This window comes from Streptomyces roseolus (assembly GCF_014649855.1).
In the GTDB taxonomy this organism is placed as follows: domain Bacteria; phylum Actinomycetota; class Actinomycetes; order Streptomycetales; family Streptomycetaceae; genus Streptomyces; species Streptomyces roseolus.
The window spans coordinates 1-24,815 of sequence record NZ_BMTV01000050.1 but is presented as its reverse complement, the minus strand read 5'-3'; the positions used below and the strand labels follow the sequence as shown (position 1 = coordinate 24,815).

General features: G+C 72.4%; 23 protein-coding genes. 17 read left to right on the top strand and 6 right to left on the bottom strand.

All coding sequences use genetic code 11. The features are described 5' to 3' along the window. Both IE245_RS37550 and IE245_RS35095 read left to right on the top strand, forming a co-directional pair. The coding region (locus IE245_RS37550; protein ID WP_308436655.1) for an acyl-CoA carboxylase subunit beta at positions 1 to 967 on the top strand (967 nt) is incomplete at its 5' end. Between the two features lie 14 nt (positions 968 to 981). Next, positions 982 to 1,209, top strand: coding sequence for an acyl-CoA carboxylase subunit epsilon (locus tag IE245_RS35095; protein WP_189955255.1), 228 nt, complete (start codon positions 982 to 984; stop codon positions 1,207 to 1,209). A gap of 75 nt (positions 1,210 to 1,284) precedes the next feature. Here the strand turns inward: IE245_RS35095 and IE245_RS35090 are convergent, their stop codons facing one another. Together IE245_RS35090 and IE245_RS35085 are read right to left on the bottom strand one after the other, a co-directional pair. Then, positions 1,285 to 2,055 (bottom strand): 4'-phosphopantetheinyl transferase family protein, encoded by a 771-nt coding sequence (locus IE245_RS35090; RefSeq protein ID WP_229852018.1) that lies wholly within the window; start codon positions 2,053 to 2,055, stop codon positions 1,285 to 1,287. Positions 2,056 to 2,220: 165 nt separating this feature from the next. Then, positions 2,221 to 2,916 carry an antibiotic biosynthesis monooxygenase family protein gene (locus IE245_RS35085; protein WP_189955253.1) on the bottom strand — a complete coding sequence of 232 codons (696 nt, stop codon included), beginning with the start codon at positions 2,914 to 2,916 and terminating at the stop codon, positions 2,221 to 2,223. Positions 2,917 to 3,115: 199 nt separating this feature from the next. On the opposite strand from IE245_RS35085, the gene IE245_RS35080 reads away from it, so the two are divergent. The 3 genes from IE245_RS35080 to IE245_RS35070 are packed head-to-tail and all read left to right on the top strand — an operon-like array spanning position 3,116 to position 5,449. Then, on the top strand, positions 3,116 to 3,562 hold the full coding sequence (locus IE245_RS35080; protein ID WP_189955251.1) for a nuclear transport factor 2 family protein: 447 nt from the start codon (positions 3,116 to 3,118) through the stop codon (positions 3,560 to 3,562). Next, entirely contained in the window at positions 3,559 to 4,899 is a 1,341-nt protein-coding gene (locus IE245_RS35075) for a cation:proton antiporter domain-containing protein (RefSeq protein ID WP_189955249.1), read from the top strand. Before IE245_RS35080 ends, IE245_RS35075 begins: the two co-directional genes overlap by 4 nt. A gap of 13 nt (positions 4,900 to 4,912) precedes the next feature. Next, positions 4,913 to 5,449 (top strand): flavin reductase family protein, encoded by a 537-nt coding sequence (locus tag IE245_RS35070; RefSeq protein ID WP_189955247.1) that lies wholly within the window; start codon positions 4,913 to 4,915, stop codon positions 5,447 to 5,449. 19 nt (positions 5,450 to 5,468) lie between these two features. On the opposite strand, the gene IE245_RS35065 is transcribed toward IE245_RS35070, so the two are convergent. Further along, positions 5,469 to 5,861: a winged helix-turn-helix transcriptional regulator gene (locus tag IE245_RS35065; RefSeq protein ID WP_229852016.1), complete on the bottom strand. Its 393-nt coding sequence runs from the start codon at positions 5,859 to 5,861 to the stop codon at positions 5,469 to 5,471. Positions 5,862 to 5,991: 130 nt separating this feature from the next. On the opposite strand from IE245_RS35065, the gene IE245_RS35060 reads away from it, so the two are divergent. From IE245_RS35060 to IE245_RS35040, 5 genes are all read left to right on the top strand, one after another. Further along, a complete protein-coding gene (locus tag IE245_RS35060; protein ID WP_189955245.1) occupies positions 5,992 to 6,402 on the top strand; it encodes a pyridoxamine 5'-phosphate oxidase family protein in 411 nt (136 codons plus the stop codon). 165 nt (positions 6,403 to 6,567) lie between these two features. After that, positions 6,568 to 8,037, top strand: coding sequence for an FAD-dependent monooxygenase (locus IE245_RS35055; RefSeq protein WP_189955243.1), 1,470 nt, complete (start codon positions 6,568 to 6,570; stop codon positions 8,035 to 8,037). 47 nt (positions 8,038 to 8,084) lie between these two features. Further along, the gene (locus IE245_RS35050; RefSeq protein ID WP_189955241.1) at positions 8,085 to 9,788 is read left to right on the top strand and encodes an NAD(P)/FAD-dependent oxidoreductase; all 1,704 of its coding nucleotides are present in this window, start codon (positions 8,085 to 8,087) and stop codon (positions 9,786 to 9,788) included. Between the two features lie 47 nt (positions 9,789 to 9,835). Further along, on the top strand, positions 9,836 to 11,377 hold the full coding sequence (locus IE245_RS35045) for an FAD-binding oxidoreductase (protein ID WP_189955239.1): 1,542 nt from the start codon (positions 9,836 to 9,838) through the stop codon (positions 11,375 to 11,377). Positions 11,378 to 11,456: 79 nt separating this feature from the next. Beyond that, complete coding sequence (locus IE245_RS35040; RefSeq protein WP_229852012.1) at positions 11,457 to 12,491, top strand: methyltransferase; 1,035 nt, start codon at positions 11,457 to 11,459, stop codon at positions 12,489 to 12,491. Positions 12,492 to 12,565: 74 nt separating this feature from the next. Here the strand turns inward: IE245_RS35040 and IE245_RS35035 are convergent, their stop codons facing one another. Further along, a complete protein-coding gene (locus IE245_RS35035; RefSeq protein WP_189955237.1) occupies positions 12,566 to 13,183 on the bottom strand; it encodes a TIGR03086 family metal-binding protein in 618 nt (205 codons plus the stop codon). Positions 13,184 to 13,261: 78 nt separating this feature from the next. Here IE245_RS35035 and IE245_RS38205 point away from each other — a divergent pair, with 78 nt between their 5' ends. From IE245_RS38205 to IE245_RS35010, 5 genes are all read left to right on the top strand, one after another. After that, positions 13,262 to 13,837 carry a helix-turn-helix transcriptional regulator gene (locus IE245_RS38205; protein WP_373305455.1) on the top strand — a complete coding sequence of 192 codons (576 nt, stop codon included), beginning with the start codon at positions 13,262 to 13,264 and terminating at the stop codon, positions 13,835 to 13,837. Between the two features lie 15 nt (positions 13,838 to 13,852). Further along, positions 13,853 to 14,698, top strand: a complete 846-nt coding sequence (locus IE245_RS35025) for an NAD(P)H-binding protein (RefSeq protein ID WP_189955233.1) — start codon at positions 13,853 to 13,855, stop codon at positions 14,696 to 14,698. A gap of 226 nt (positions 14,699 to 14,924) precedes the next feature. Beyond that, complete coding sequence (locus tag IE245_RS35020; RefSeq protein WP_189955231.1) at positions 14,925 to 15,905, top strand: 3-oxoacyl-[acyl-carrier-protein] synthase III C-terminal domain-containing protein; 981 nt, start codon at positions 14,925 to 14,927, stop codon at positions 15,903 to 15,905. 102 nt (positions 15,906 to 16,007) lie between these two features. After that, a complete protein-coding gene (locus tag IE245_RS35015) occupies positions 16,008 to 16,772 on the top strand; it encodes a thioesterase II family protein (RefSeq protein ID WP_189955228.1) in 765 nt (254 codons plus the stop codon). Between the two features lie 125 nt (positions 16,773 to 16,897). Beyond that, the gene (locus IE245_RS35010) at positions 16,898 to 18,481 is read left to right on the top strand and encodes an aspartate aminotransferase family protein (RefSeq protein ID WP_189955226.1); all 1,584 of its coding nucleotides are present in this window, start codon (positions 16,898 to 16,900) and stop codon (positions 18,479 to 18,481) included. 69 nt (positions 18,482 to 18,550) lie between these two features. Here IE245_RS35010 and IE245_RS35005 read toward each other — a convergent pair whose 3' ends face one another. Further along, complete coding sequence (locus IE245_RS35005) at positions 18,551 to 21,034, bottom strand: ATP-binding protein (protein WP_189955224.1); 2,484 nt, start codon at positions 21,032 to 21,034, stop codon at positions 18,551 to 18,553. A gap of 426 nt (positions 21,035 to 21,460) precedes the next feature. Here IE245_RS35005 and IE245_RS35000 point away from each other — a divergent pair, with 426 nt between their 5' ends. Further along, complete coding sequence (locus IE245_RS35000; protein WP_189955222.1) at positions 21,461 to 22,228, top strand: SDR family oxidoreductase; 768 nt, start codon at positions 21,461 to 21,463, stop codon at positions 22,226 to 22,228. Positions 22,229 to 22,405: 177 nt separating this feature from the next. On the opposite strand, the gene IE245_RS34995 is transcribed toward IE245_RS35000, so the two are convergent. Further along, entirely contained in the window at positions 22,406 to 22,783 is a 378-nt protein-coding gene (locus tag IE245_RS34995) for a YybH family protein (protein ID WP_189955219.1), read from the bottom strand. A 275-nt stretch (positions 22,784 to 23,058) separates the two neighbouring features. Between IE245_RS34995 and IE245_RS34990 the strand changes: the two genes are divergently transcribed. Further along, positions 23,059 to 24,815 (top strand): type I polyketide synthase (locus tag IE245_RS34990; protein ID WP_268256630.1); only part of this gene is annotated, 1,757 nt, incomplete at its 3' end.

Below are 24,815 nucleotides of genomic sequence, written 5' to 3'. Positions count from 1 at the left end.
CGGCCCGGACGTCGTCAAGGCGGTCACCGGCGAGGAGATCAGCCAGAACGGCCTCGGCGGCGCCGACGTCCACGCCGGCACCTCGGGCGTCGCGCACTTCGTGTACGACGACGAGGAGACCTGCATCGCGGAGGTCCGCTACCTCCTGTCGATGCTCCCGCAGAACAACCGGGAGCTGCCGCCCGTCGCCCACACCGGCGACCCCGTGGACCGCCCCGGCGACAGCCTGCTCGACCTGGTGCCGGTCGACGGCAGCCGCTCGTACGACATCCGCGCCGTCATCGAAGAGGTCGTGGACGACGGCGAGTTCATGGAGGTGCACGCCACCTGGGCGCAGAACATCGTGGTCGGCCTGGCCCGCGTCGACGGGCACACCGTCGGCGTCGTCGCCAACCAGCCGGCCGCCATGGCGGGCGTCCTCGACATCAAGGCGTCCGAGAAGGGCGCGCGCTTCGTCCAGTTCTGCGACGCCTTCAACATCCCGCTCGTCACCCTGGTGGACGTCCCCGGCTTCCTGCCCGGCGTCGACCAGGAGCACGAGGGCATCATCCGCAGGGGCGCGAAGCTGCTGTACGCCTACTGCAACGCCACCGTGCCGCGCGTCTCCGTGGTGCTGCGCAAGGCGTACGGCGGCGCCTACATCGTGATGGACTCGCGCTCCATCGGCGCGGACGTCGCGCTGGCCTGGCCGACCAACGAGATCGCGGTCATGGGCGCCGAGGGCGCGGCCAACGTCGTCTTCCGCCGGGAGATCGCGGCCGCCGACGACCCCGACGCCATGCGCCAGGAGAAGATCGAGCAGTACCGCCGCGAGCTGGTGCACCCGTACTACGCCGCCGAGCGCGGCCTGGTCGACGACGTCATCGACCCCCGGCAGACCCGCGAGGTCCTCGCCCGCTCCCTCGGCATGCTCCTGCACAAGCACACCGACCTGCCGAGCCGCAAGCACGGCAACCCGCCCCAGTGAGCCCAGGAGGAACGATGACCGCGGAAGACCCCACCACCGGCGCGCCGCTGTTCCGGCTCGAGGCCGGCTCCGCGACGCCGGAGGAGCTCGCCGCGCTGACGGCGGTCCTGCTGTCCCGTTCGCTGCTGAGCGGCGCCGCCCCGGACGACGTGGCGCGCCGGGCCCAGACGGTCGCCCGCTGGCGGCGGCCGGAGCGGGTGACGGGCTTCGAGGGACCGCGCAGCTGGCGCGGCGCCGCCTGAACCGCCGGCCGCCGGACACGCCGAAGGGCCGCGGAGTCGCAACCGACTCCGCGGCCCTTCGGCGTGTCCGGCGGGTCACCCCCCGCGGGGCTCCGCCGACCGGTCCCGCAGCACCGTGCGGAAACCCGGTTCGATCCCGCCGAGGCCGCGCACCGCGCTCCCGGCGTCGGCGGCGTACAGGTACGCGGCCGGCACCGCCCGCATCGCGACCTGCCACGTCCCGGAGCCCCGCAGCGCCACCGCGCCGACGTGCCCCTCGCACAGCGGCAGATTGCCCACGAGCCAGCCGGGCGGCCGGCCGGCCGGTTCGCCCTCGCCCAGGTAGTCGAGGCTCGGCGCCCGGTTGAGGCCGGTGCCCAGGCCCTTCAGATAGGCCTCCTTGCGGGTCCACAACCGTCCGAAGACCGCCGCCCGCGCGTGCGCGGGCACGGCCAGGAGCTCCTCGCGCTCGTCGGGGTGGAGCGCGGGGAGACAGGCCTCCACCGTCGTGTCCGAGGGGATCCGCTGGACGTCGGCGCCCACCCGGGCGTGGGCGACGGCGGCCAGCGCCAGGCCGTGGCTGTGCGACAGCGAGAACTGGGGGGCGCCGGGCACGCGCAGCACCCTGGGCCGCCCGTGCCGGCCGCCGTCGCCCTTGTGCAGCTCGCCCGCGATGACGAGGCGGGCGGGCGCGATGCCGGTGTAGAGGGCGAGGACCCGGCGCAGCCCGACGTGCGCCGCGAGGTACATGCGGCGGTCGGCGGGCTGGAGGAAGGACTCGGCCCGGCGCCGCTCGACGGCGTCGAGCTCATGGCCGGGCACGTCCCGGGGCGATTCGGGAGGCGGCAGCAGCCAGACGTCCAGCACCTCCCTCCCGAAACCGAACGGAGAAAGCGGGCGCTGAAAGTCCAACTGCGGTCAGCTCCTTGTCCTGTTCCGCGGTGGGCGCGCGCGGCGCCCCCGCGTCGGATACGCGAAGGCCGCCGGCAGGGTGGGGGGAACCCTGGCGGCGGCCGGCCGGTGGGGGCGAGGTCACTCGCCCGCGGAGCGCGTGTGCACCACCCGGTAGGTGTTGTCGTCGTACCAGGTCCGCAGGGCCTGGACGCGGGCGTCCACCTTCAGGCGGTCCGGCACGCGGTCCGCCTGCGCCTCGGCGCGGAAGGCGTCGTACGCCTCCTTGCCGTCCCACTGGGAGTAGACGACGACGAACTTGCCCTCGATGCCGCGGGCCTTCAGGCCGCGCAGCACGGTGTGGGTCCGGTAGCCGGGAACGTCGAGGAGGTACTCCTGCGAGGCGCCCAGGGCGTCGACCAGGTCCTCCTGGTCGGCCTCCGCCACGCCGAACAGCTCGATGGCCGTGTAGTCGTCGCGGGTCGGGGAGACCTCGGTGACGCCGTTCAGCTCGGGCTTCTGCTGGGTGAACGCGATCTCGTTCTGGAGCAGCCGGATCGAGGTGGTGATCTCACCGAAGAGCGGCAGCGTGCGGTGCTTGAACTCCTCGCCCGCGTAACGGGCGTCCAGGTCCTCCGTGCTGCGCCACTGGATGAAGTTGGCCGTGCCGAACTTGTCGTGCCCGGCGTGGACCGTGCTGGAGATCCAGCCCTCGTACGCCGCGGCGTCGACGATCTGCCGCATCGCGGCGAGCAGCTTCTCCTGCTTCTCCGCGGTGTCGGTCGTGAACAGGTTGAGGACCGTCAGATGCTGGCCGTCGGCCGCGATCTTCGGCATTCTCTCGTCTCCTTCATCGGCGGAAGTTCGATACGGCAGAAGCATGGCAAGGCCGGAACACGAATTGAAGGACTTCGAGTTCAAGCTTTGCGGCTGATTCGCCAAGAACCAGGGGGAGGTGTCACAGTTCTTCTCGGACTTGGTCAGGAAGATGAAAAGAGGCCTTGGCGGCCCGGTAAATCCTGCGCATCCTCGAACAATGGATTCAGGACAGGAAGTATTTGAGATCAGCGGCCTCCTGAGCCGGTATCTCGTTTCTCTCGACGACGAAGAGATCGACGACGCCTGGGCGCGCAGGCTCTTCACCGAGGACGCGCACATCGCCTTCCCGATGAGCGTGCACGACGGAATCGACGGCCTCGCCGCCTTCCACCTGCACGCGCGCGCGGCCTTCGCCGGCACCCAGCACCTCGGCTCTTCGGTCGTGACCGACGTCGACGACGACGGGGACCACGCCGTCCTGCGCGCCAACGTCATCGCCACCCACGTGCACCACCCCGGCGCGGCGGCCGATCCGCTGTTCCAGGCCGGCACCCTGGCGACCGCGCGGGCGCGCCGCACCGCCGAGGGCTGGCGGCTCGCCTCCCTGTCCCTGCGCGTGCTGTGGACCCGGGGCACCCCGCCCGGCGCCCGGGAGCCCCGATGACGGTGCTCGCCGCGGTGAACCCGCGGGAGATGCAGATCGCCGTGATGCTGGCCGACATCGCCGTCGTCCTGGTCGCCGGCGCCCTGCTCGGCCGGCTCGCGCGGCGGCTGCGCCAGCCCGCCGTCGTGGGGGAGATCACCGCCGGCATCCTGCTCGGCCCCAGCGTCCTGGGTCTGCTGCCCGGCGGCCTCACCGAGCGGCTCTTCCCCCTCGACGTCCGCCCGCTGCTGTCGGCCGTCGCCCAGGTGGGCCTGATCCTCTTCATGTTCGTCGTGGGGTGGGAGTTCGAGCGGCGGCTGATCAGGCCGCACGCGAAGCTCGCCGCCGGCGTCTCGGTGTCCTCGATCGCGATGGCCTTCGGCCTCGGCTACGCCCTGGCCTTCCCGCTCTATCCGGAGCACTCCACGGTCGCCGGGCACGAGATCCCGTTCACCGCCTTCGCCACCTTCCTCGGCGCCGCCATGTCGGTCACCGCCTTCCCGGTGCTCGCCCGGATCCTGACCGAGAACGACCTCATCCACACCCGCGTCGGATCGCTCTCCCTGGCCAGCGCGGCCATCGACGACGTCCTCGCCTGGTGTCTGCTCGCCTACGTCTCGGCCCTCGTCGCCGCGGACGGCAACTACGCCGAACTCGCCCGCATCGGCGCGCTCAGCGTGGTCTTCGTGGCCCTGATGCTGCTGGTCGTCCGGCCGCTGGCCGCCCGCCTGACCTGGCGGCTCGCCGCCACCGAGCGCTGGTCCCTGCTGCTCTCGCTGCTCTGCGCGGGCGCCCTGCTCTCCGCCTGGGTGACGACCTGGATCGGCATCCACGCCATCTTCGGCGCCTTCCTGTTCGGCTTCGTCATGCCCCGCGAGCCGGCCCGGCTGCTGATCGAGCACGTCCGCAAACCCATCGACAACGTGAGCACGGTGCTGCTCCCGGTCTTCTTCATCGTCACCGGTCTGGGCGTCGACCTCGGCGCGCTGACCGGCGGCGACGTCGTGGCGCTCGTCGCGATCATCGCCGTGGCCTGTGTCGGCAAGCTCGTCGGCGCGCTCGTGCCGGCGCGGCTCGCGGGCATGTCCTGGCGGGACACCAAGGACCTGGGGCTGCTGATGAACACCCGCGGCCTCACCGAGCTGATCATCCTCAACGCCGCCGTCAGCCTGGGCGTCCTCGACGGACGCATGTTCACCATGCTGGTGATCATGGCCCTCGTCACGACCGCCATGGCCGGCCCGCTGCTCAGCCGCCGGACGGCCCAGGACCCGGACCGTGCCGAGCCCGCGCCGGAGCAGGACGACACCGCGCCGAAAACCGCCGAACCCGCCGGCCTCGGCCGGCTCCGTACCTGACGAGAGGGAAGCCATGACCAGCGTTTCGCCTGCCGCGCTCCACCCGGCCGCTCCGATCGAGGGCCGTCAACTGCGCACCGTATGCGGCAACTTCGCCACCGGCGTCACCGTCATCACCTCCGGCATCGGCGACGAGGGCGCCGGTGCCACGGTGAACTCCTTCACCTCGGTGTCGCTCGATCCGCCGCTGGTGCTCATCTGCCTGCACGAGAACTCCCGGCTGCTGCCGGTGATCCGGCGCTCCGGCGGGTTCGTCGTGAACCTGCTGACGCTCCGGCAGGCGCCGGTGGCCTGGGCGTTCGCCGGCCGGGCCACGGCCCGGCTCGACGAGACGCCGCACCACAGGACCGGCAACGGACTCCCCGTCCTGAGCGAGGCGCTGGGGCACCTGGAGTGCCGGGTGGCCGCCGAGTACGACGGCGGCGACCACACCATCCTCCTCGGCGAGGTCGTCGGGCTCGCCGCCCCGGCCGAGGAGGAGGAGCCGCTCGTCTTCTTCCAGGGCTCCATGCGCGAGCTCGGGGAGCCGGTGGCCTCCGGCCGGCGCTGAGCCGTGCGCGGCGGGCGGTTCAGCCGACGGTGACCGGGTGCTCCGCCCCGTCGAACGCCTGCCGCGCCCGCTCCACCTGGGGAAGGTGCTCGGTCGACCAGTCGGCGAGCGCGGCGAACAGCGGCGCGAGGCTCCGGCCCAGGTCGCTGATCTCGTACTCCACGCGCGGCGGCACCTCCGGGTAGTACGTGCGCAGGACCAGGCCGTCCCGCTCCATCTGGCGCAGCCGCTGGGTCAGCACCTTGGGCGTGATCGTGCCGATGTTCCGGTGCAGCTCGACGAAGCGCTGGACGCCGTAGGTGTGGAGCGTCCACAGGATGGGCGTGGTCCAGCGGCTGAAGACGATGTCCAGGACCGGAGCGATCGGGCACGCCTGCTCCGCTCCGGGGGTGTCGGCGGGGCTTCTCAGCAAGGCGGTCACCTTTCGGGAAGTCACTTTCCTCTAGGTACTCACTATATCGACGGTGGTAGCTTCCGGAAACCGTGCGCGTGCCCGGTCCTCCCCGCCCACCGTCCGCACCCGTCCCACCTTTTGGAGTCGCATGTCTGTGCTACGACCACATCGGCCGCCCGTGGTTCTGGACGCCGCCACCGAGGCGTTCCTGACGGAGAACCTCGTGGGCACCCTGACCACCGTCCGCGGGGACGGCTCCCCCCACGCCGCGCCCGTCCGGTTCACCTGGGACGCCCCGGCGGGCCTGGTCCGGGTCATGACCGTCGTCACCCGCCAGAAGGTGCGCAACCTGTCGGGGGACGGCGCCCGGGCCGCCATCTGCCAGGTGGCCGGAATGCGCTGGATCACGCTGGAGGGGACGGCCGAGGTCTCCACCGACCCCGAGCGGCTCCAGGAAGGCGTCCGCCGCTACACCCGGCGCTACTGGTCGCCGCCCCCGCAGCCACCGGGCCTCGCCGTGATCGAGATCGCCGTCGACCGCGTGCTCGGCCTCGGCTGAAAGACCCCAGAGGGTGCCGGAGTTCCCCGCCGGCACCCTCTCGCGCGCTCCGCGCGCCCCCTCCCGCCACATCCCTGACGAACTTGTCAGAGTCCTGTATCTGCGGCCGTTCAGCTTCCGTCGCCGCCCCGGAATACTGAGGGAAAAGCCTGCGGGAGAGGGAATATGGACGCGTACAACGCCGATGTGATCATTGCCGGTACCGGCCCTTCGGGCCTCATGCTCGCCGGAGAGCTCCGACTCCAGGGAATTTCCGTCATCGCGGTCGACCGGCTCGAGGAGCCGATGCAGCAGTCCCGTGCCCTGGGATTCTCGGCCCGCACTCTCGAAGAATTCAGTCAGCGCGGTCTCCTCGGTGAATTCGGCGCGATGGAGTCCATGCCCGGCGGGCACTTCGGAGGACTTCCCCTCGACTACACGATCGTCGAGGGCGGCAACTTCGGCGTCCGCGGCGTTCCGCAGTCCCGGACCGAGGCCATCCTCCACAAGTGGGCCGTCGGCCTGGGCGCCGAGGTCCGCCGCGGCCGCGAGGTCGTCGGACTGACCCAGGACGAGGACGGCGTCAGCGTCGAGATCTCCGGCCCCGAGGGCGCCGAGACGCTCCGCGGCCGCTACCTGGTCGGCTGCGACGGCGCCCGCTCCACCGTGCGCAAGCTCACCGGCATCGACTTCCCCGGCTACAACGCCACCCTCGAGATGAAGATGGCGGACGTGGCCGGCATCCCGGTGCGCCTGCGCCCGACCGGCGAGATCAGCGAGGCCGGCATGGTCGTCGTGCTCCCGCTCGGCCCGCACGCCACCCGCGTCGTCGTCTTCGAGCGCGGCGCCGGCGTCCGTCCCACCCAGGAGCCGCCGACCTTCGAGGAGGTCGCCGCCTCCTTCCAGCGCGTCACCGGCGAGGACATCAGCGCCGCCAAGCCGCTCTGGACCAGCTACTTCACCGACGCCAGCCGTCAGGCCGCCGAGTACCGCAAGGGCCGCGTCTTCCTCGCCGGCGACGCCGCCCACATCCACATGCCGATCGGCGCCCAGGGCATCAGCGCCGGCGTCGGCGACGTGATCAACCTCGGCTGGAAGCTCGCCGCCGAGATCAAGGGCCACGCCCCCGAGGGCCTGCTCGACACGTACCACGCCGAGCGCCACCCGGTCGGCGCCCGCGTCATCACCAACACCCTGGCGCAGCGCACCCTCTACCTCGGCGGCCCCGAGGCCCAGCCGCTGCGCGACCTCTTCGGCGAGCTCGTGCGCATCGAGGCGGTCCGCCACCACCTCGTCGGCCTCGTCACCGGTCTCGACATCACCTACGGCGCGGCCCCCGGCGGCCACCCGCTCCTCGGCCGCCGCCTGCCGGAGCAGCCCCTGGTGGTCGACGGGGCCACCACGAGCACCCACGAGCTGCTGCACGCCGGCCGTCCGGTGCTGCTCGACATGTTCGACGACGCCGCGCTGCGCGAGGCCGCCGCTCCGTGGGCGGACCGGGTCGACATCGTCACCGCCCGCCGTCCGGAGGCCGACGCGCCCTCCGCGAACCTCCTGGTGCGCCCCGACGGCTACATCACCTGGGCGAGCCCCGCGGGCTCCGTCGAGGGGCTGACCGGCGCCCTCGCGCAGTGGTTCGGCGAGCCCCGCTCCTGAACGCGGTCCCAGCACACCCGAGCAACCCGGAAAAGGAGAGTGCCGTCTTGCCCAGCAAGACCGAGAAGCAGAACGCGGCCCCCGGGGCCGGTGAGTGGACCGAGACCGACGTCCTGATCCTCGGATCGGGCCTCGCCGGCTCGATCATGGGCTCGATCCTGGCGCGGCAGGGCGTCGACGTCACCCTGATCGACGCGGGCCAGCACCCGCGGTTCGCCGTGGGCGAGTCGCAGAACCCGCAGCTCGTCGAGTGGCTGCACATCCTGGCCGTCCGCTACGACGTGCCCGAGATCAAGCACATGCTCGACGTCAAGGCGATCACCGAGCACATGGGCCCGCACCACGGGCGCAAGCAGAGCTTCGGCTTCGTGACGCACCGCGAGAACCGCGAGCCGGATCCGCGGGAGGCGACCATGTTCGTCATCCCCAAGATGCTCACCGAGGCCATCCACCTGTACCGCCAGGACACGGACTCGTACTACCTCAACGTCGCCGCCAAGTACGGCTGCACCATCCGCCAGAACTGGTGGGCGACCGACATCGACTTCGACGACGACGGCGTCACGGTCACCGGCAAGAGCGGCGAGGTCTTCCGGGCCAAGTACCTGATCGACGCGAGCGGCTTCCGCTCCCCGCTGGCGCAGAAGTTCGACCTGCGGGAGAGCCCGTCCCGGCTCAAGCACCACGCCCGCTCGATGTTCACCCACTACGTGGGCATCAAGCCGTACGACGACGTGTGCAACTACCCCGAGGCGCTCCGGCCGCCGGCCGAGTCCCCGTTCCACGGCGGGACGCTGCACCACCTCATCGAGCGCGGATGGTTCTGGATCATCCCGTTCGACAACTACAAGGACTCCAAGAACCCGGTCTGCAGCGTCGGCCTGACGCTCGACGAGCGGCTCTACCCGAAGCCGGCGGACATGACGCCGGAGCAGGAGTTCCAGCACTACCTCGACAAGTTCCCGGCCGTGAAGCGGCAGTTCGAGGGCGCCAGCCGGATCCGCGAGTGGGTGAACACCGCCGACCGCATCCAGTACTCCTCCAAGAAGACCGTGGGCGACCGCTGGTGCCTGATGTCGCACGCCGCCGGCTTCGTCGACCCGCTGTACTCGCGCGGCCTGTCCAACACCTTCGAGGTCGTGGACGCGCTCGCCTGGCGGCTCCTCGACGCCCTGCGCGACGACGACTTCTCCGCGGAGCGCTTCGAGTACGTCGAGCGCCTGGAGCAGGGGCTCCTCGACCACAACGACAAGATCGTCAACAGCTCGTACATCTCCTTCAGCCACTTCCGGCTGTGGAACGCGGTCTTCCGGGTCTGGGCCTGCTTCACCACGCCCGCGACGATGCGCCAGATCAGGGCGCGCCAGAACTTCGAGATCGACGGCGACGACCGCCACTTCAAGGAGATGGAGAACTCTCCCTACACGGGTCTGTGGTGGCCGGACAGCCACGCGTTCAAGCACCTCTTCGAGCTGACCAACACGACCTGTGAGCGGTACGAGGCGGGGGAGATCGACGGCGACAAGGCCGCGGACATCGTCTTCGAGGCGATCCGCGAGTGCGAGTCCGTCAACACCCCCTTCGGCTGGAAGGACCCGGAGGACCACCGCTTCTACCGGGCGACCACCCCCACCATGATGAAGTTCATGTGGTGGGCGAACACGACCGGCCCCAAGGAGATGCGCGATCTCGGGCGCTCGTTCCTGGCCGGCGCCGTCAAGCAGGGCCTGCGCGGCCGCAAGGTCTCCTGAGCACGGCCGACCCTGTCACCTCACACGAACGGACATCTGGACTCCACATGATCAGCCGCAGAAAAGTCCTGGGCACGGCCGCCGGCGGCCTGGGCGCCGCCGCCGTCCTGACGCAGGTCCCGCCGGTGGCGGGGCTCGCCAACGCCGCCGTGGCGAGCACCGACGCAGGCTGGGGCACGCTCGCCGCGATGATGGACGGCGAGGTGGTGCTGCCGGACAACCCGCAGTACGCGGTCGCCAAGCAGCTCGAACTGGCCCAGTACGACGTCATCAACCCGAAGGCCATCGCGTACTGCATCAACGAGTACGACGTGTCCACCGCGATCTCCTACGCGAAGTACAAGCGGCTGCCGGTCGCCGTCCGCAGCGGCGGGCACAACTACGCCGGCGTCTCCACCGGACCCGGCCTCGTCATCGACGTCTCCCGGATGAACGGCATATCCGTGGGCTCGGAGACCGTCACCCTCGGCCCCGGCGCCCTCAACGTCGACGTGCTCAACACCCTGGCCGACCAGGGGTACGCGCTCAGCAGCGGCGGCTGTCCCACGGTCGCGGCCGGCGGGTTCCTCCAGGGCGGCGGCCTGAGCTTCATGACCCGCTCCCTGGGCGTGGGCTGCGACTCCGTGCGCTCCGCCCGCGTGGTGCTGGCCGACGGCCGGACCGTCACCGCGTCGGAGACGCAGAACAGCGACCTCTTCTGGGCGATCCGCGGCGGTGGCGGCGGCAACTTCGGCATCGTCACCTCGTACACGCTCAAGCACCACGTCGTCGGCGACCTGCTGGTGTCGTACCTCTTCTTCCCGTACGAGCGCTCCGCCGAGGTGCTCGACGCCTCCACCCGCTGGCTGGTCGACGCCCCGCGCAGCATCTCCGGCGGCACGTACATCACGCTGCCGGACGCCGCGCCGGGCAACGTGCCCACCACCACGGTGACCCTCGTCTCGCGGGGCACCTCGGCCGAGCTGGCCGCCGAGACCTCGCGGCTGCTCGCCATGACCGGCCAGCCGGCCGGCCGGCACGACATGACGGTCTCCTACCGGGACCTGATGATGAACATCTTCGGCTGCGGCAGCCTGAGCCAGGACGCCTGCCGCCGCTCCGAGAAGTCCGCCACCGGCCAGCTGGCCCGCCCCGCCTACGGCGTGGAGCGGATGCGCATGGTCACCGACCCGCTCCCGGCCGCCGGCTGGGCCGAGGTCATGGCCGCCTTCGACGGGCAGCGCTCGGCCGGCCAGATGCGCACCCTGGAGATCCACTGGTTCGGCGGCGCGGCCAACGACATCCCGGCCAGCGCCACCGCCTACCCGCACCGCGACACGCTGTTCTGCATCAGCTACCGCTCGACCATCGCCAACGCGGCCGTCGCCACCACGGCGAACAAGGCCAACGCGCAGAGCTGGGCCAATACGGCCTTCGACACGATCGACCCGTACTCCAACGGCGGGACGTACGTGAACTACATGGACCCGGTGCTGACGGACTGGAGGCAGTCCTACTACGGCGACAACTACGCCCGCCTGGTCACGGTCAAGAAGAAGTACGACCCGTACCGCTTCTTCACCTTCCCCCAGTCGGTCGGCGCGGTCTGACCGCCGCCCCGACGGCGCCGGCCCCTCCGGGGGGCCGGCGCCCCGGCGCCCCGCTTCCACAGAATCCCAACGAAAGGCCGTGACCGAAGTGCAGTCCGCCACCGCCCAGATCCCTCCCTCCGCCCGGGTCCTCCAGCTCGCGATGTCGAGCTGGGTCGCGGCCGCCGTCAGCGCGGTCGCCGAGCTCGGCGTGGCCGACGTCCTGGGCCAGGGGCCCAGCGACGTCGACCGGCTGGCGAAGGAGCTCGACGTCGACACCACCAACCTGTACCGGCTGCTGCGCGCCACGGCCGACCTCGGCCTCTTCGAGGAGACCGAGGGCCGGGTGTTCGCCCTCACCGAGGTCGGCAACGCCCTGCGCAGCGACGCCCCCGACTCGATGCGCAACTTCGCCCGCTGGGTGAACACCGCGGCCGAGCGCTTCACCTGGACCGGCCTCGCCGACTCGGTCCGGACGGGCCGTTCCGTCTTCGAGTCGGTGCACGGCAAGCCGGTCTGGGAGTACATGCTGGAGCACCCCGAGGTCAACGCGCTCTTCGACCGCGCGATGACGGACACCTCGTCCCAGGTGACCGCCCCCGCCGTGGCGTCCTACGACTTCGGCGGCTTCCGCAAGGTCGTCGACGTCGGCGGTGGCCACGGCCAGTTCCTGGCGGCGATCCTGGCGGCCAACCCGGGCGTCCGGGGCGTGCTGTTCGACCAGCCCGAGGTCGTCGCCGGCGCCGGCGAGGAGTTCGACAAGGCCGGCGTGCGGGACCGCGTCGAGGTGGCGGGCGGCGACTTCCTCGTGTCGGTCCCCGAGGGCGGTGACGCCTACGTGGTGGTGAACGTCCTGCACAACTGGGAGGACGACAAGGCGGAGCTCATCCTCGGCGGGATCCGGAGGGCGATGACGGACGACGCCCGGGTGCTGCTCGTCGAGGCCGTGATGCCGCCGGACGGCACCGAGGCGCTGACCGTGAAGCTGATGGACCTCAACATGATGGCGCACGCGGACGGCGTCCAGCGCAGCGAGGCGCAGTACGCCGAGCTCTTCGCCCGCGTCGGCCTGAAGCTGTCCCGCGTCCTGCCCGGCGGGGGACTGTGCAGCATCGTCGAGGCCGTGCGGGCCTGACGGCGGTCCGGGCGGCACGCCCCGGGCGGCCGGGCCGGCGTCCCGCCGGTCCGGCCCCCGGAGCCGCGGTGGGATCAGGGACGGCGCCCGTACCAGCCCACGAGGCGGTCGATGGCGGGAGCGTCCTCGGGAACCTCGACGACGGGGCCGAACGGCACGTGACCGCCCCGGGGTTCGGCGGGGACGGCCTGCTTCATGACGGCGAGCGGGCCTGCGAGCATCCCGGCGTCCCACACGGGGTCCTGGCCGGTGGCCTTGGCCACGTCCCAGGCGTGCAGCACGAACTCGTTGGTGTAGATCACCGCGGCGACCGCGCCGGGCACGGGTCCCCAGGGCAGCCCGATCGTGCGGCCGAGCACCGCGTCGTCGCCCCACACCGCGTCGAACTCCCGGCGGGAGGCGGCCAGGGCCTCGGCCCAGTCGCCGTCGGCGACGTCCTCGGCGAGGTGCGGAACGCTCATGAACGAGCCGCCCGTGCCCATGACGGTCAGCCGGCGCAGGACCGAGACGAGGTGGTTGGCCATGGCGCGGACCGAGAACTCGGGACACGGCGTGACGGTGTCGTACTGCTCGGGGCGGATCGCCGCGAGGGTGTCGCCGACCAGGTCGAGGGCCTTGAAGAGGCCCAGGCGCGGGTCGTCGGCGGCCGCGGAGGGAGAGGTGGACGTGGCAGGGGCAGAAGAAGTCGTCATGAAAGCCATCTTCACCGCAAAACAGGCCATCTTGTGGCCTCTTACCGAAAAAGATGTGAAATGAAGGCGGATCGATTGGTGGCGACGCTCCTGCTCCTCCAGGAGCGGGGACAGGTCACGGCGCGCGAGGTGGCGCGGGAACTGGAGATCTCCGAGCGCACCGCGCGACGCGATCTGGAGGCGCTGGCCTCGTCCGGCGTCCCCGTCTACTCCCAGCGCGGCCGGGGCGGCGGCTGGCAGCTGGTCGGCGGGGCCCGTACCGATCTCACCGGTCTGACGACCGGCGAGACCGAGGCGCTCTTCGCCGCCGCCACCCGGGCCCCGTCCTCGCCCGAACTCCGGTCCGCCCTGCGCAAGCTCACGCGGGCGCTGCCCGCGCCGATGCGGCCGGTCGCCGAGGCCGCGGCACGGTCCGCCGCGGCGGAACCGCGCGACCCCGCGCGGACACACGAACCTCCCGGGGCGCGGGAGTCCCTCACGCGCCCCGGGAACCCCATCGTCGCTGCGTACGGCGGGGACCGAGGGGTGAGTCACTTTCCTCTAGGTACCTACTATTCCGAGGATGCTAGCGTCCGGAACGTGACGGCCAGGAGCACTGTCCGACCCGTTCGGCGCGGTCTCCCGGCAGCGGCGAACTCACCCCAACCACACTGATATAGGGAGCTGTTCATGATTGTTGTCACCGGTGCCACCGGCAACATCGGCCGCCCGCTGGTCGCGGCCCTGGCCGAGGCCGGCGAGGAAGTCGTGGCGGTGTCGCGCAACGCCCAGCCCGCCGGCCTCCCGGACGGCGTCCGCGTCGTCCAGGCCTCGCTCGGCGACTTCGCCAGCATGAAGCCGGTCCTCGAAGGGGCCGACGCCTTCTTCATCCTGCTCGCCGGCGAGCAGAACGGCCCCGGCGAGCCGGCGGCGGAGCTGCTGGACATCGCGAAGGGCGCCGGCGTCAAGCGCGTCGTCCTCGTCTCCTCCCAGCTCGCCGGCACCCGCTCGGACACCCCCTCGCACAACCGCCTGCGCGAGTTCGAGGCGGCCGTGCGCGAGTCGGGCCTGGAATACACCATCCTGCAGCCGGGCGGCTTCGCCTCCAACGCCTTCGCGTGGGCCGAGTCGGTGCGCACCAGCCGCCAGGTCTTCCACCCCTTCGGCGACGTCGCGCTGCCCGTCGTCGACCCGGCGGACATCGCCGACGTCGCGGCGGTCGCCCTCCGCGAGGACGGCCACAACGGCCGCACCTACGTGCTGACCGGTCCCGAGGCCGTCGGCCCGCGCCGTCAGGTCGCCATGCTCTCCGAGGTCCTCGGCGAGGAGGTGACCTACGTGGAGCTGACCCGCGAGCAGGCCACCGAGGTCATGTCCCAGTTCATGCCGCCGGCCGTCGTCAAGGGCACCCTCGACGTCCTCGGCGAGCCGCTCCCCGTCGAGCAGGAGGTCAGCCTCGACGTGCAGAAGGTCCTCGGCCGCCCGGCCCGCTCCTTCGGCGACTGGGTCGCGCGCACCATCCCGGCCTTCAAGTAAGGGATTCCGGCCGGACCGGACACGGAGCCGCCACCGGGCATCCGCCGCGATCGACCCCCCGCGGCGAGCGGATGCCCGGTGGCCGTCGGACGGGCCCGCACCACGGACGTTCCGCCGTGCGGGCCCCCGCCGCGCCGTGCGCAGGTCAGGGCCCGTTCGCGACCGGGGATGGACGGCTCCTCGAGCGGCCTGTGACAGGCTGACCGTCCGGATGAAGGGGTGGACGATGCGGTGGGACAGCGTGTACGTCGGTGCTGCCACGGTCCGGCTGGGACGACGTGAACCCATTCGCCCCGCGGTGACCGCCGGGCGCTACAGCCTCCGGACCTGGCGCCGCGACGGCTACGACGCCGTGTGCGTCGCCGAGCGCGGGAGCGCCGAACAGCTCACCCACTCCGCCGCCTCGCACGCCGTGCGCACCGCCGGCCGCGCCGGCCGCGAGCTCGACCTCGTCGTCCACGCCCAGTCGACCCGCTGCGGCTCGCTCCAGGGGGCCGCCGGAGCACGGGTCCAGGAGACGGTGGCCGGCCACCGCGCCACCACCCTGGAGGTCGTACGGCCCGCCGGGGGCGGAGTGCTGGCCCTGCACACGGCCGCCGCGTACCTGGACGCGCTCGACGGCGACGGCGTCGCCCTGGTCGCCACCACCGACGCCGGAGGCGCCGCGGGCTGCGACCGCTACCGCCACACCAGCGGCGCGGTCCTCGGCGACGGCTCCACCGGGCTCGTCCTCACCCGCTCCGTGGGAGTGGCCCGGCTGCTCTCCACCGCGGTCCTGGGCGAGCCGTCCGAAGGCACGCTGTTCCGCGCCGACCTCGCCTGGCGCGAGGCGCCCTCCGCCACCGGCTGCCGCCACCGCGCCGACGACGGACCGGGCGCCGCGTCCCTCCTCGCCACCCGGGAGCGGGACGCCGTGCGCACCGCCCTCGCCGAGACCGGACACACCCTCGACGACGTCGCGCGCTTCGTCTTCTCCAACGTCGGCCGGGACTCCGCGGTCTGGCGGTGGCGCACCGCCGACGGGATCGACGAGAGCCGGACCACCTGGAGCTGGGGACGGCAGGTGGGACACCTCGGCGCGGGCGACCAGATCGCCGGGCTCGCCCACCTCCTGGAGACCGGCGCGGTACGGCCCGGGGACGTCGTGGCGCTCGTCGGCGGCTGCTCGCGCACCGTCGGCTGCGCCGTGGTGGAGATCCTCCGCTAGCGACCGCCCCGCCCGCGGCGCCGCGGGGCTCTCGGTACACCGGTACGGACGAGGCCGCTCCGACCACGGAGCCGGCCCAGGCATCGACAGGGGAGAGACATCGTGAGTGGTGAGTGGTTCCGGCGGTTCGACGCGATACGCGCGAGCGGTCCGCGGCTGTTCTGCTTTCCGCACGCCGGCGGCGCGGCCAGCGCCTACGTGGGCCTGGCCCGCGAGCTGAACCCGGCGTTCGACGTGGTGGCCGTGCAGTACCCGGGCCGGCAGGACCGGCGCCTGGAGGAGCCGATCGACGACATCGGACGCCTCGCGGACGCCGTCGCCCGGGAGATCGTCCCGCACCTGGACCGGCCGTACGCCTTCTTCGGGCACAGCATGGGCGCCGTCCTCGCCTACGAGACGGCCCGCCGCCTCGCCGGCCAGGACCTCCCGGCCCCGGTGCGGCTCTTCCTGTCGGGCCGCGGCGCGCCGACGCCGTTCCGCAACCCGCTGGACCGCATGGACGACGACGAGGCGGTCATCGCCGCGATCCGCCGGCTCGGCGGCACCGGCAGCCAGGTCCTGGAGGACCCGGAGATCATGGCCATGGTGATGCCCAGCCTGCGCGCCGACTACCGCGCCATCGGCTCCTACGCCTGGACGGAGGGGCCGCGGCTCTCCATGCCGTTCACCGTCCTCGTCGGAGACAGCGACCCGGTGGTCACCACGGACCGCGCCGCCGCCTGGCGGGAGCACACCGAGGCCAGGACGGACGTGCGGATCTTCCCCGGTGGGCATTTCTACCTCGACGGCCGGACGACCGATGTCGCCCGCGTCGTCCATTCCGCGCTCACCGCCGGTTCCGTGACCGCGCCCACCGCCGGGAAATGAGCGGCCGATGACCGCGGCATGACCCGGGGGGAGAAAAGCGAGAGGCCTTGCGGTTCCAGGCCGCGGCTAGGGTCGCCGCATCGCTTCGTGGTCGACGTGGTCGACGTGGCCGGAAAGAGGGCGGCATGAATTCCAAGACACAGCAACCCGAGTTGGCGGAGCCGTACATTCTCGGTTTCCTCAACTCCGTGGGACTCGACGTCGCGTACAAGCGGGCCTCGGGGAACTCCCTGTACTACGAAGGCCGGGACGGCCGTGAGGTCGAGGTGTTCGACGCGGCGGGCGGATACGGCTCGCTGTTCTTCGGGCACAACCACCCGGAACTCGTCGCACACGCCAAGGAACTGCTCGACTGGGGGACCCCGGTGCTCGCGCAGTTCTCCCGGCACCCGGACGCGGACGCCGTCGCGGGCCTGCTCAACCGCGTCCTCCAGCGCGAACTCGGCACCGACGAGCCGTACTTCGCCATCTTCGGCAACAGCGGCGCGGAGGCCATCGAGGCGGCCGTCAAGCACGCCGAGCTGGACCGCGTGATGCGGGCCGGCGAGCTCACCGAGGCCGTCGCCGCGGAGCTGGCGCAGGCGCGGGCCGCGGTCCTCACCGGCGAGGCCGTGGTGGCCCCCGAGGCCTTCCGCGACCTGGACGTGCCGGCCGCCGCCGGCGCCACCGGCTTCGAGGCGCTCGCCGCCGAGGTCGAGTGCCGCAACGCCGCGGTGGCGGGCCGGGCCCCGGTCTTCCTCACCCTGGAGGGCTCGTTCCACGGCAAGCTCGTGGGCAGTGTCCAGCTCACCCACAACCCCGGCTACCGGACCCCGTTCACCGCCCTGGCCGCGCAGGCCCGCTTCGTGCCGCGCGAGGACGCCGAGGCGCTCCGCCGGACCCTCGCGGAGGAGCGGACCGTCCTGCACGGCCTCGTCGTGCGCGGCGGCCGGGTCGTCGTCGTGGAGCACGCCTTCCCGGGCGTGGCGGCGCTGCTCCTCGAACCCGTCCAGGGCGAGGGCGGCATCGTCCCGCTCTCCGAGGACTTCGCGGCGGGGATCCAGCGGGAGTGCGCGGCGGCGGGCGTCCCGATCGTCGTCGACGAGATCCAGAGCGGCGTCGGCCGGACCGGGCGGATGCTGGCCAGCTCGGCGATCGGACTGCACGCCGACTACTACGTCCTGGCGAAGAGCCTGGGCGGCGGCCTGGCGAAGACCTCGGTCATGCTGACCCGGCAGAGCCGCTACCGCCACGAGTTCGAGCTCGTGCACAGCTCGACCTTCGCCAAGGACGGCTTCTCCACGCGCATCGCCCTCAAGGTGCTCCAGATGCTGGAGGCCGACGGCGGGCGCGCCTACCGGCTCGCCGAGGAGCGCGGGGCCCGGCTCGCCGACGCCCTCGGCAAGGTGCGGGCCGACTTCCCCGACGTGGTGAAGGACGTGCGGGGCCGGGGCCTGATGCAGGGCCTGGAGTTCCACGAGCAGTCCGGTTCGGCGTCCGAGGTGATCGCCGAGGGGGCCCGCTCGGGGCTGCTCGGCTACCACCTCGCCGGCTTCCTGCTGCGGGAGCACCGGGTGCGCACCTTCCCCACCGCGAGCGCCGGCAACACCCTCAGGTTCGCCCCGTCCGTGCTGGTCACGGACGCGGAGATCGCCCAGCTGGAGGCAGGCCTCCGGGCCGTCGCCGAGCTGCTGAGGGACGCGGACGAGGCCCGGCTGACCGGCCGCTGACCGGTCCCGCGGACGACGGGGGGGCCGCGGGCGGAGGGCCCGCGGCCTCGCGCGAATCCTGAAGCTCCGTCAGCCGACGAGGGATTCGGGGGACTTGTTCCCGGCGGGCCGCTCCGGCAGCGGTGTGGCGAGCCGGAGCAGTTCGCGCACCTGACGGCGGCGGTCGGCCGGCGGCTGGCAGGCCGAACCCCGGAGCGTCCGGTGGAGCATCCCGCCGTTCCGCTTGTCCATCCCCGCCGTCGGCTCGGTGACCAGCAGGTCGAGCAGCCGGTCCACCGCGGTGTCGGAGAGCGGCGACAGCGTGAGGAGGGTGGTGTGGGGCGCTGCCGCGCCCCACACCGGACGGCGCTCGCGCAGCTCGGGGCGCGCCGCCGCGACCACCACCAGCGGCACCGGGCCGGCCGCCTCCGGGAGCCGCTCCACGCAGTCGAGCAGCAGGTCGTCGGCGAGGTGCAGGTCGTCGACGGCGATCACCACGGGCCGCACCCGCGCGGCCCGCACGAGTAAGGAGCGCCAGGCGTCCAGGACGTCGGCCGTACGGGTGGCTCCCCGGGCCCCGCCCGCCCCGGTGTCACCGGGGGCGAAGAGGGGCAGCAGGAGCGACAGCGCGCGCTCGCCCTCGGGGTCCGACGGCGAGCCGGGCGGCAGCTCCCGCAACGGCCGGGCGAGCTTGTCCCGCACCTTCTCCGGCGGGTCCCCCGGGAGGATCCCGCAGTAGGCGCGCAGCAGATCGGCCGGCACGGCGAGCGGGCCCGCGTCGGCCGCGTCCGGCGCGGGGGCGGTCGCGGCGAGGAACTGCGCCAGGTCCGGGCGGCCCGCCACCCGGCGGCCCAGCTCCATCACGAGCCGGGTCTTGCCCACCCCGTCGGCGCCGACCACGGTCACGAGGTGCGGCGCGGCCCGGTGCTCGGCGAGCTCCACCAGACCGCTCAGCAGCTCCAGCTCGTACTCCCGGTCGACGATCGGGAGGGTGTGCAGACCGGGCCGGTCGCGGCGCGGCCCGGCGAGCTTCCAGCCGGTGCCCGGACCGTCCGTGGGGAGGTAGGAGAAGGCGGCCTCGGTCGCGCTGTGCACGCCGGCGCTCGCGTGGATCTCGCCGGCGGGGATCCCCGCGAGGAGCGTCTGCGCGCCGTCCAGGAGCCGGCCGCTCACCCGGGGCGGAACGGTCCCGTCGTCCGGGCCGAAGTGGACGAGGACCTCACCGGTGTCGAGGGCGGCCCGGAACTCGACGAGCCCGGTGTGCGCCAGGCGGTCCCGCACGGCCAGGGCGGCCCGTACCGCCCGGGCCGTGTCGTCGCCGTCGCTGCGGCGCACCCCGAACAGGGCCAGGGACACCGAGCCGATGGTCGCCGCGAGCATGCCGTTCAGGCGCTCCACCTCCTCGCGGACGGCGGCGGACGTCTCGGCGAGCGACCGGTCGACGACGTCGACGGGCGACTCCAGGGCCTCCGGCGTCGGTTCGGTGCGGATCAGGAGCACGCCGAGCCACTTCCGCTCGGCCGCCATCCGGGCGCGGTCCGCCACCGGAGCGGTCATCTCACCGGTGCCGTACGCCGTCGCGTCCGACGGCGGGACCGCGGGCGCGGCCCGGTCCGGGAGACCGCGGGACTGCGCGGGGATGACACCGGCTCCGGCACGGGGGCGGTCCGTCGCGCGGGAGGCGGCGGTGGCGTCGGAGGCCGGGGCGAGGACGGTCGCGGCGGGGGAGAGGTCGGCCAGGGCCACCGGACGGGCCGCGGACCAGCCCATCGGCAGGGCCTGCTGGGCGGACATGGGGCTGCTGGGGAGGATGAGCTCGGGGTCCTGATTGAGGATGGCCTGGTGGAGCAGCCGCAGGTCGTGCCCCGGCTCCAGGCCCAGGTTCTCCACCAGCTCCGCCCGTACGCGCGCGTAGACACTGAGCGCGTCGGCCTGCCGGCCGCAGCGGTACAGGGCGAGCATCAGCTGGCCGCAGGCGCGTTCCCGCAGCGGCTCCGTCTCGACGAGGGTCTCCAGCTCGCCGAGGATCGCCTGGTGGCGGCCCCGGGCCAGCTCGGCCTCGAAGTAGTCCTCCAGGGCGTCGAGGCGGGCGCCCTGCACGGCCGCCAGCTCGGGCCAGCACACCCCGCCCTCCACGAGGTCGGCGAGCACCGGACCGCGCCACAGCGCCAGGGCGTCCTTCAACTGCTGGGCGGCCAGGTCGGGTTTGCCGGCCGCGAGCCGCGCCCGGCCCTCCTCGACCTGCGCGCGGAACCGGAACAGGTCGATCTGGTCGGTGCTGACGCGCAGCATGTAGCCGGGCTGCTGGGTGACGACCCAGGGGGCGTTCGGATCGCAGCCGCCGGAGTTGTCCCCATTGGTGGCCAGGACGCGGCGCAGGCCCCACACCGTGTTCTGGAGTATCTTCCGCGCCGAGTTGGGGGCCTCGTCCTCCGGCCACAGGGCCTTCAGGAGCTGGCTGGTCGCCACCACCTTGTTGACGCGCAGCAGCAGGAACCCCAGCGTCGCCCGCTGCTTCGACCCCCCCAACGCCAATGACTGGTCGTCGGCCGTGATCTCCAGTGGCCCCAGCATCCGAAACCGCATCCATACCCCCGCGCGATCGTCGTCGTGGACTGCGATCGCTCGCAGCCCCCACCCGGAGGCGGGGCCGCATGATCCCGACCCGACTCCGAGCCGGCCCTTGAGCATCGCGCCGCGCACCGGGAAGATGACGGCGACGCTCAGGGCCACGGGTCCGGTACGACGGCATGCGGCCGACAGCGCCCCGCGCCCAGGGTCGCAGAGGTCTCTCGAAGGCCCGTAGAGGCCTCATGGAAGCTCCGTGGAAGCCGTGTTTGGGGCGTTCCCCACCCCTTCCGGCGGATCCCAGGCGCAGGTCAGAGGCCTGGATGAAACCTCAAGTAGCTCTCCAGGGTGCCGTGTTTCCATGAGGGCGTCCGGCCGGCGGCGCACGAGACGGCCGACCAGCGCGAGTGCTGGAATCACAAGGAGTAGAGAATGAGCAAGTACGCAGGCAAGAAGGCTCTCGTCACCGGCGGCAGCAACGGCATGGGCCTGGCCATCGCCAAGCACTTCGTCGACGGCGGCGGCGAGGTCATCGTCACCGGCCGCAGCGAGAAGAACCTCCAGGACGCCAAGAACACCCTGGGCGACAAGGGCCACGCCGTGGTCTCCGACACCGCCGTCCTCGCCGACATCGACGCCCTCGCGGCCACCGTCAAGGACAAGGTCGGCTCGCTCGACTACGTCTTCGTCAACGCCGGCATCTCGGAGCTCGGCCCGCTGGAGCTGGTGACCGAGGAGGCCTACGACCGCCAGTTCAACATCAACACCAAGGGCGCGTTCTTCACCGTCAAGGCCCTGGCCCCGCTCATCAACGAGGGCGGCGCCATCGTCTTCACGACCTCGATCGCCGACGTCACCGGCACCCCGGGCATGGGCGTCTACTCGGCGTCGAAGGCCGCCCTGTGGTCCTTCGCCCAGGTGCTCGCCTCCGAGCTGCTCCCGCGCAACATCCGCGTGAACGCGGTGCAGCCGGGCTTCATCGACACCCCCACCGCCGGTGCCGCGGGCCTCTCCGCCGAGGAGCGCGCGGGCTTCCACGCGCTGGGCGACGCCATCACCCCGATGAAGCGCCACGGCTCGGTCGACGAGATCGCCGCCGCCGCGCTGTTCCTCGCCGCGGACGCCACCTTCACCACCGGCGTCAAGCTGCCGGTCGACGGTGGTCTGGCGCAGCACATCTCCGCCCCGCAGGAGGGCTGAGCGGCACCCGCCGAGCGGTACCCGCCGAGCACGTCTCGGCGGGTGCTTCCCGGTGGGTGTCCCCTGGTGGACACCTCTCGGTGAGCACCACCCGCACCACCCGCACGACTTATCGAGCACCACCCCAGGTCCGGCCCCCGCCCTCGGCGGGGGCCGGACCTTTTTCCCGCCCGGAGCTCAGTTGCCGAACGGGTGGTCGATGGCGAAGCGCCACTTGCCGTCCTCGCCGAGGCGCAGGACGTCGTTGCCGACGCCCTCGTGGTGCTCCTCGGTCCCGTCCGGGCCGGTGACGTCGATCGTCCAGTCGACGACCAGGAGCGCGGCGTCGCCGGCCACGTAGGCGGTGCGCAGCTTGGCGTTCATCGTCGGCTTGAGGGCGAGGAACTCGGCCAGCGCGTCCTTCCGCTCCTGGCCCGTCTTCGGCTGGCCGGGCTCCCACACCGTCACGGCGGCGTCGGTGTACAGCTGGTTGACCACATTCGGGTCACCGGTGTTGAACGCCTTCTGGTAGAGCTCCGTCATCTTGGTGGCGTCATCGGTGAGTTCAATTGCCATGGCGAATCCGGTCCCACTTTCATCTCGGTCTGGCGAAAGCTTTTCCGAAAAGCTATCCGAACCCGACTCACCCACCGCTCACCGCAAGGTAACCGCCCGCTCTCCGAGGCGGATTCCACCGCCGTGACCAGGGGCCTACCGGAACATTACCGAGCCAGAACGAGGCAATTAGCGGCGGTCGGTAAGTTCGATCGGGCTTCAGCTGTCTGCCTGTTTTCGATGATGAAGTCGGACAGTTCTTCTGTGCTTCTGCGATGAAAGGTCAGTCGAGCGCGATGACGGTCGAACACACCCCTGTCGTCAACGGTCCGGGAAACGGGAACGGTGCGGGCATCGCTGTGGTGGGAATTTCCTGCCGGCTCCCCGACGCCGCCGACCCGGGCGCATTCTGGACCCTGCTCCGCGACGGTTCGAGCGCCATCACCGAAGCACCGGAGGGACGCCTGGAGCACTCCACGCCGGCCGCGCACGACGGCGTGCGGCGCGGCGGCTTCCTGGACCGGGTGCAGGACTTCGACGCCGCGTTCTTCGGGATCTCCCCCCGCGAGGCCGCCGCGATGGACCCGCAGCAGCGGATCGTCCTCGAACTGGCCTGGGAGGCCCTGGAGGACGCCGGTGTCGTCCCCGCCACCCTCCGGGGCAGCCGCACCGCCGTCTTCGTCGGCACCCTGCGCGACGACTACGCCGGACTCGTCCACCGCCACGGCGAGCAGGCCGTCACCCAGCACACCATGGCCGGGGTCAACCGCGGCGTCATCGCCAACCGCGTCTCCTACTTCCTCGGCCTGCAGGGCCCCAGCCTCACGGTCGACGCCGCCCAGTCCTCCTCGCTCGTCGCCGTCCACCTCGCCTGCGAGTCGCTGCGCACCGGCGAGTCCGAGACCGCCCTCGCCGCCGGCGTGAACCTCAACCTGCTCACCGAGGCCGCCCTCGCCGAGGAGCGCTTCGGGGGCCTCTCGCCCGACGGCACCGCCTACACCTTCGACGCCCGCGCCAACGGCTTCGTCCGCGGCGAGGGCGCCGGCGTCGTCGTCCTGAAGCCCCTCGACCGCGCCCTCGCCGACGGCGACCGGATCTACGGCGTCATCCGCGGCAGCGCCGTCAACAACGACGGCGCCACCCCCGGCCTCACCGTGCCCAGCGCCGCCGCCCAGGAGCAGGTCCTGCGCGAGGCCTACGCCAAGGCCGGCGTCGCCCCCGCCGAGGTGCAGTACGTGGAACTCCACGGCACCGGCACCCCGGTCGGCGACCCCATCGAGGCCGCCGCCCTCGGCGCCGTCCTCGGCGCGGACCGCCCGGCCGGCGAGCCCCTCCACGTGGGCTCCGCCAAGACCAACGTCGGCCACCTCGAAGGCGCCGCCGGCATCACCGGCCTCATCAAGACGCTCCTCAGCCTGACCCACCGCGAGCTCCCCCCGAGCCTCAACTTCGAGACGCCCAACCCGGCCATCCCGTTCGACGAACTCGGCCTCGCCGTGCAGCGCGAGCTGTCCGGCTGGCCGCACCCCGAGCGGGAACTCGTCGCCGGCGTCTCGTCCTTCGGCATGGGCGGCACCAACGCCCACGTCGTCGTGGCGGAGAGCCCCGTCCGCGAGACCGCGGCCCCCGCCGGAGAGGCCGCCCCCGCCGGCCTCACCCCCTGGGTGCTGTCCGGGCGCACCCCCGAGGCGCTGCGCGGCCAGGCCGCCCGCCTGCACCGGGCCCTCGCCGACCGCGCCGACGCGCCCGACGCGGCCGACGTCGGCTGGTCCCTCCTCACCACCCGCACCCTCTTCGACCACCGGGCCGTCGTCCTCGGCGCCGGCACTGGCGAACTCCTCGCCGCCACCGCCGCCCTCGCCGCCGGCGACCCGGCACCCGGCGCCGTCGTCGGCGCCGCGGCCGAGGCGGGCAAGACGGCGTTCCTGTTCACCGGCCAGGGTGCCCAGCGTGCCGGTATGGGTCTGGAACTGGCCGATGTGTTCCCGGAGTTCGCGGAGGCGTTCGACGAGGTCGTCGGTGTTCTCGACGGTCTGCTGGAGGTGTCGCTGCG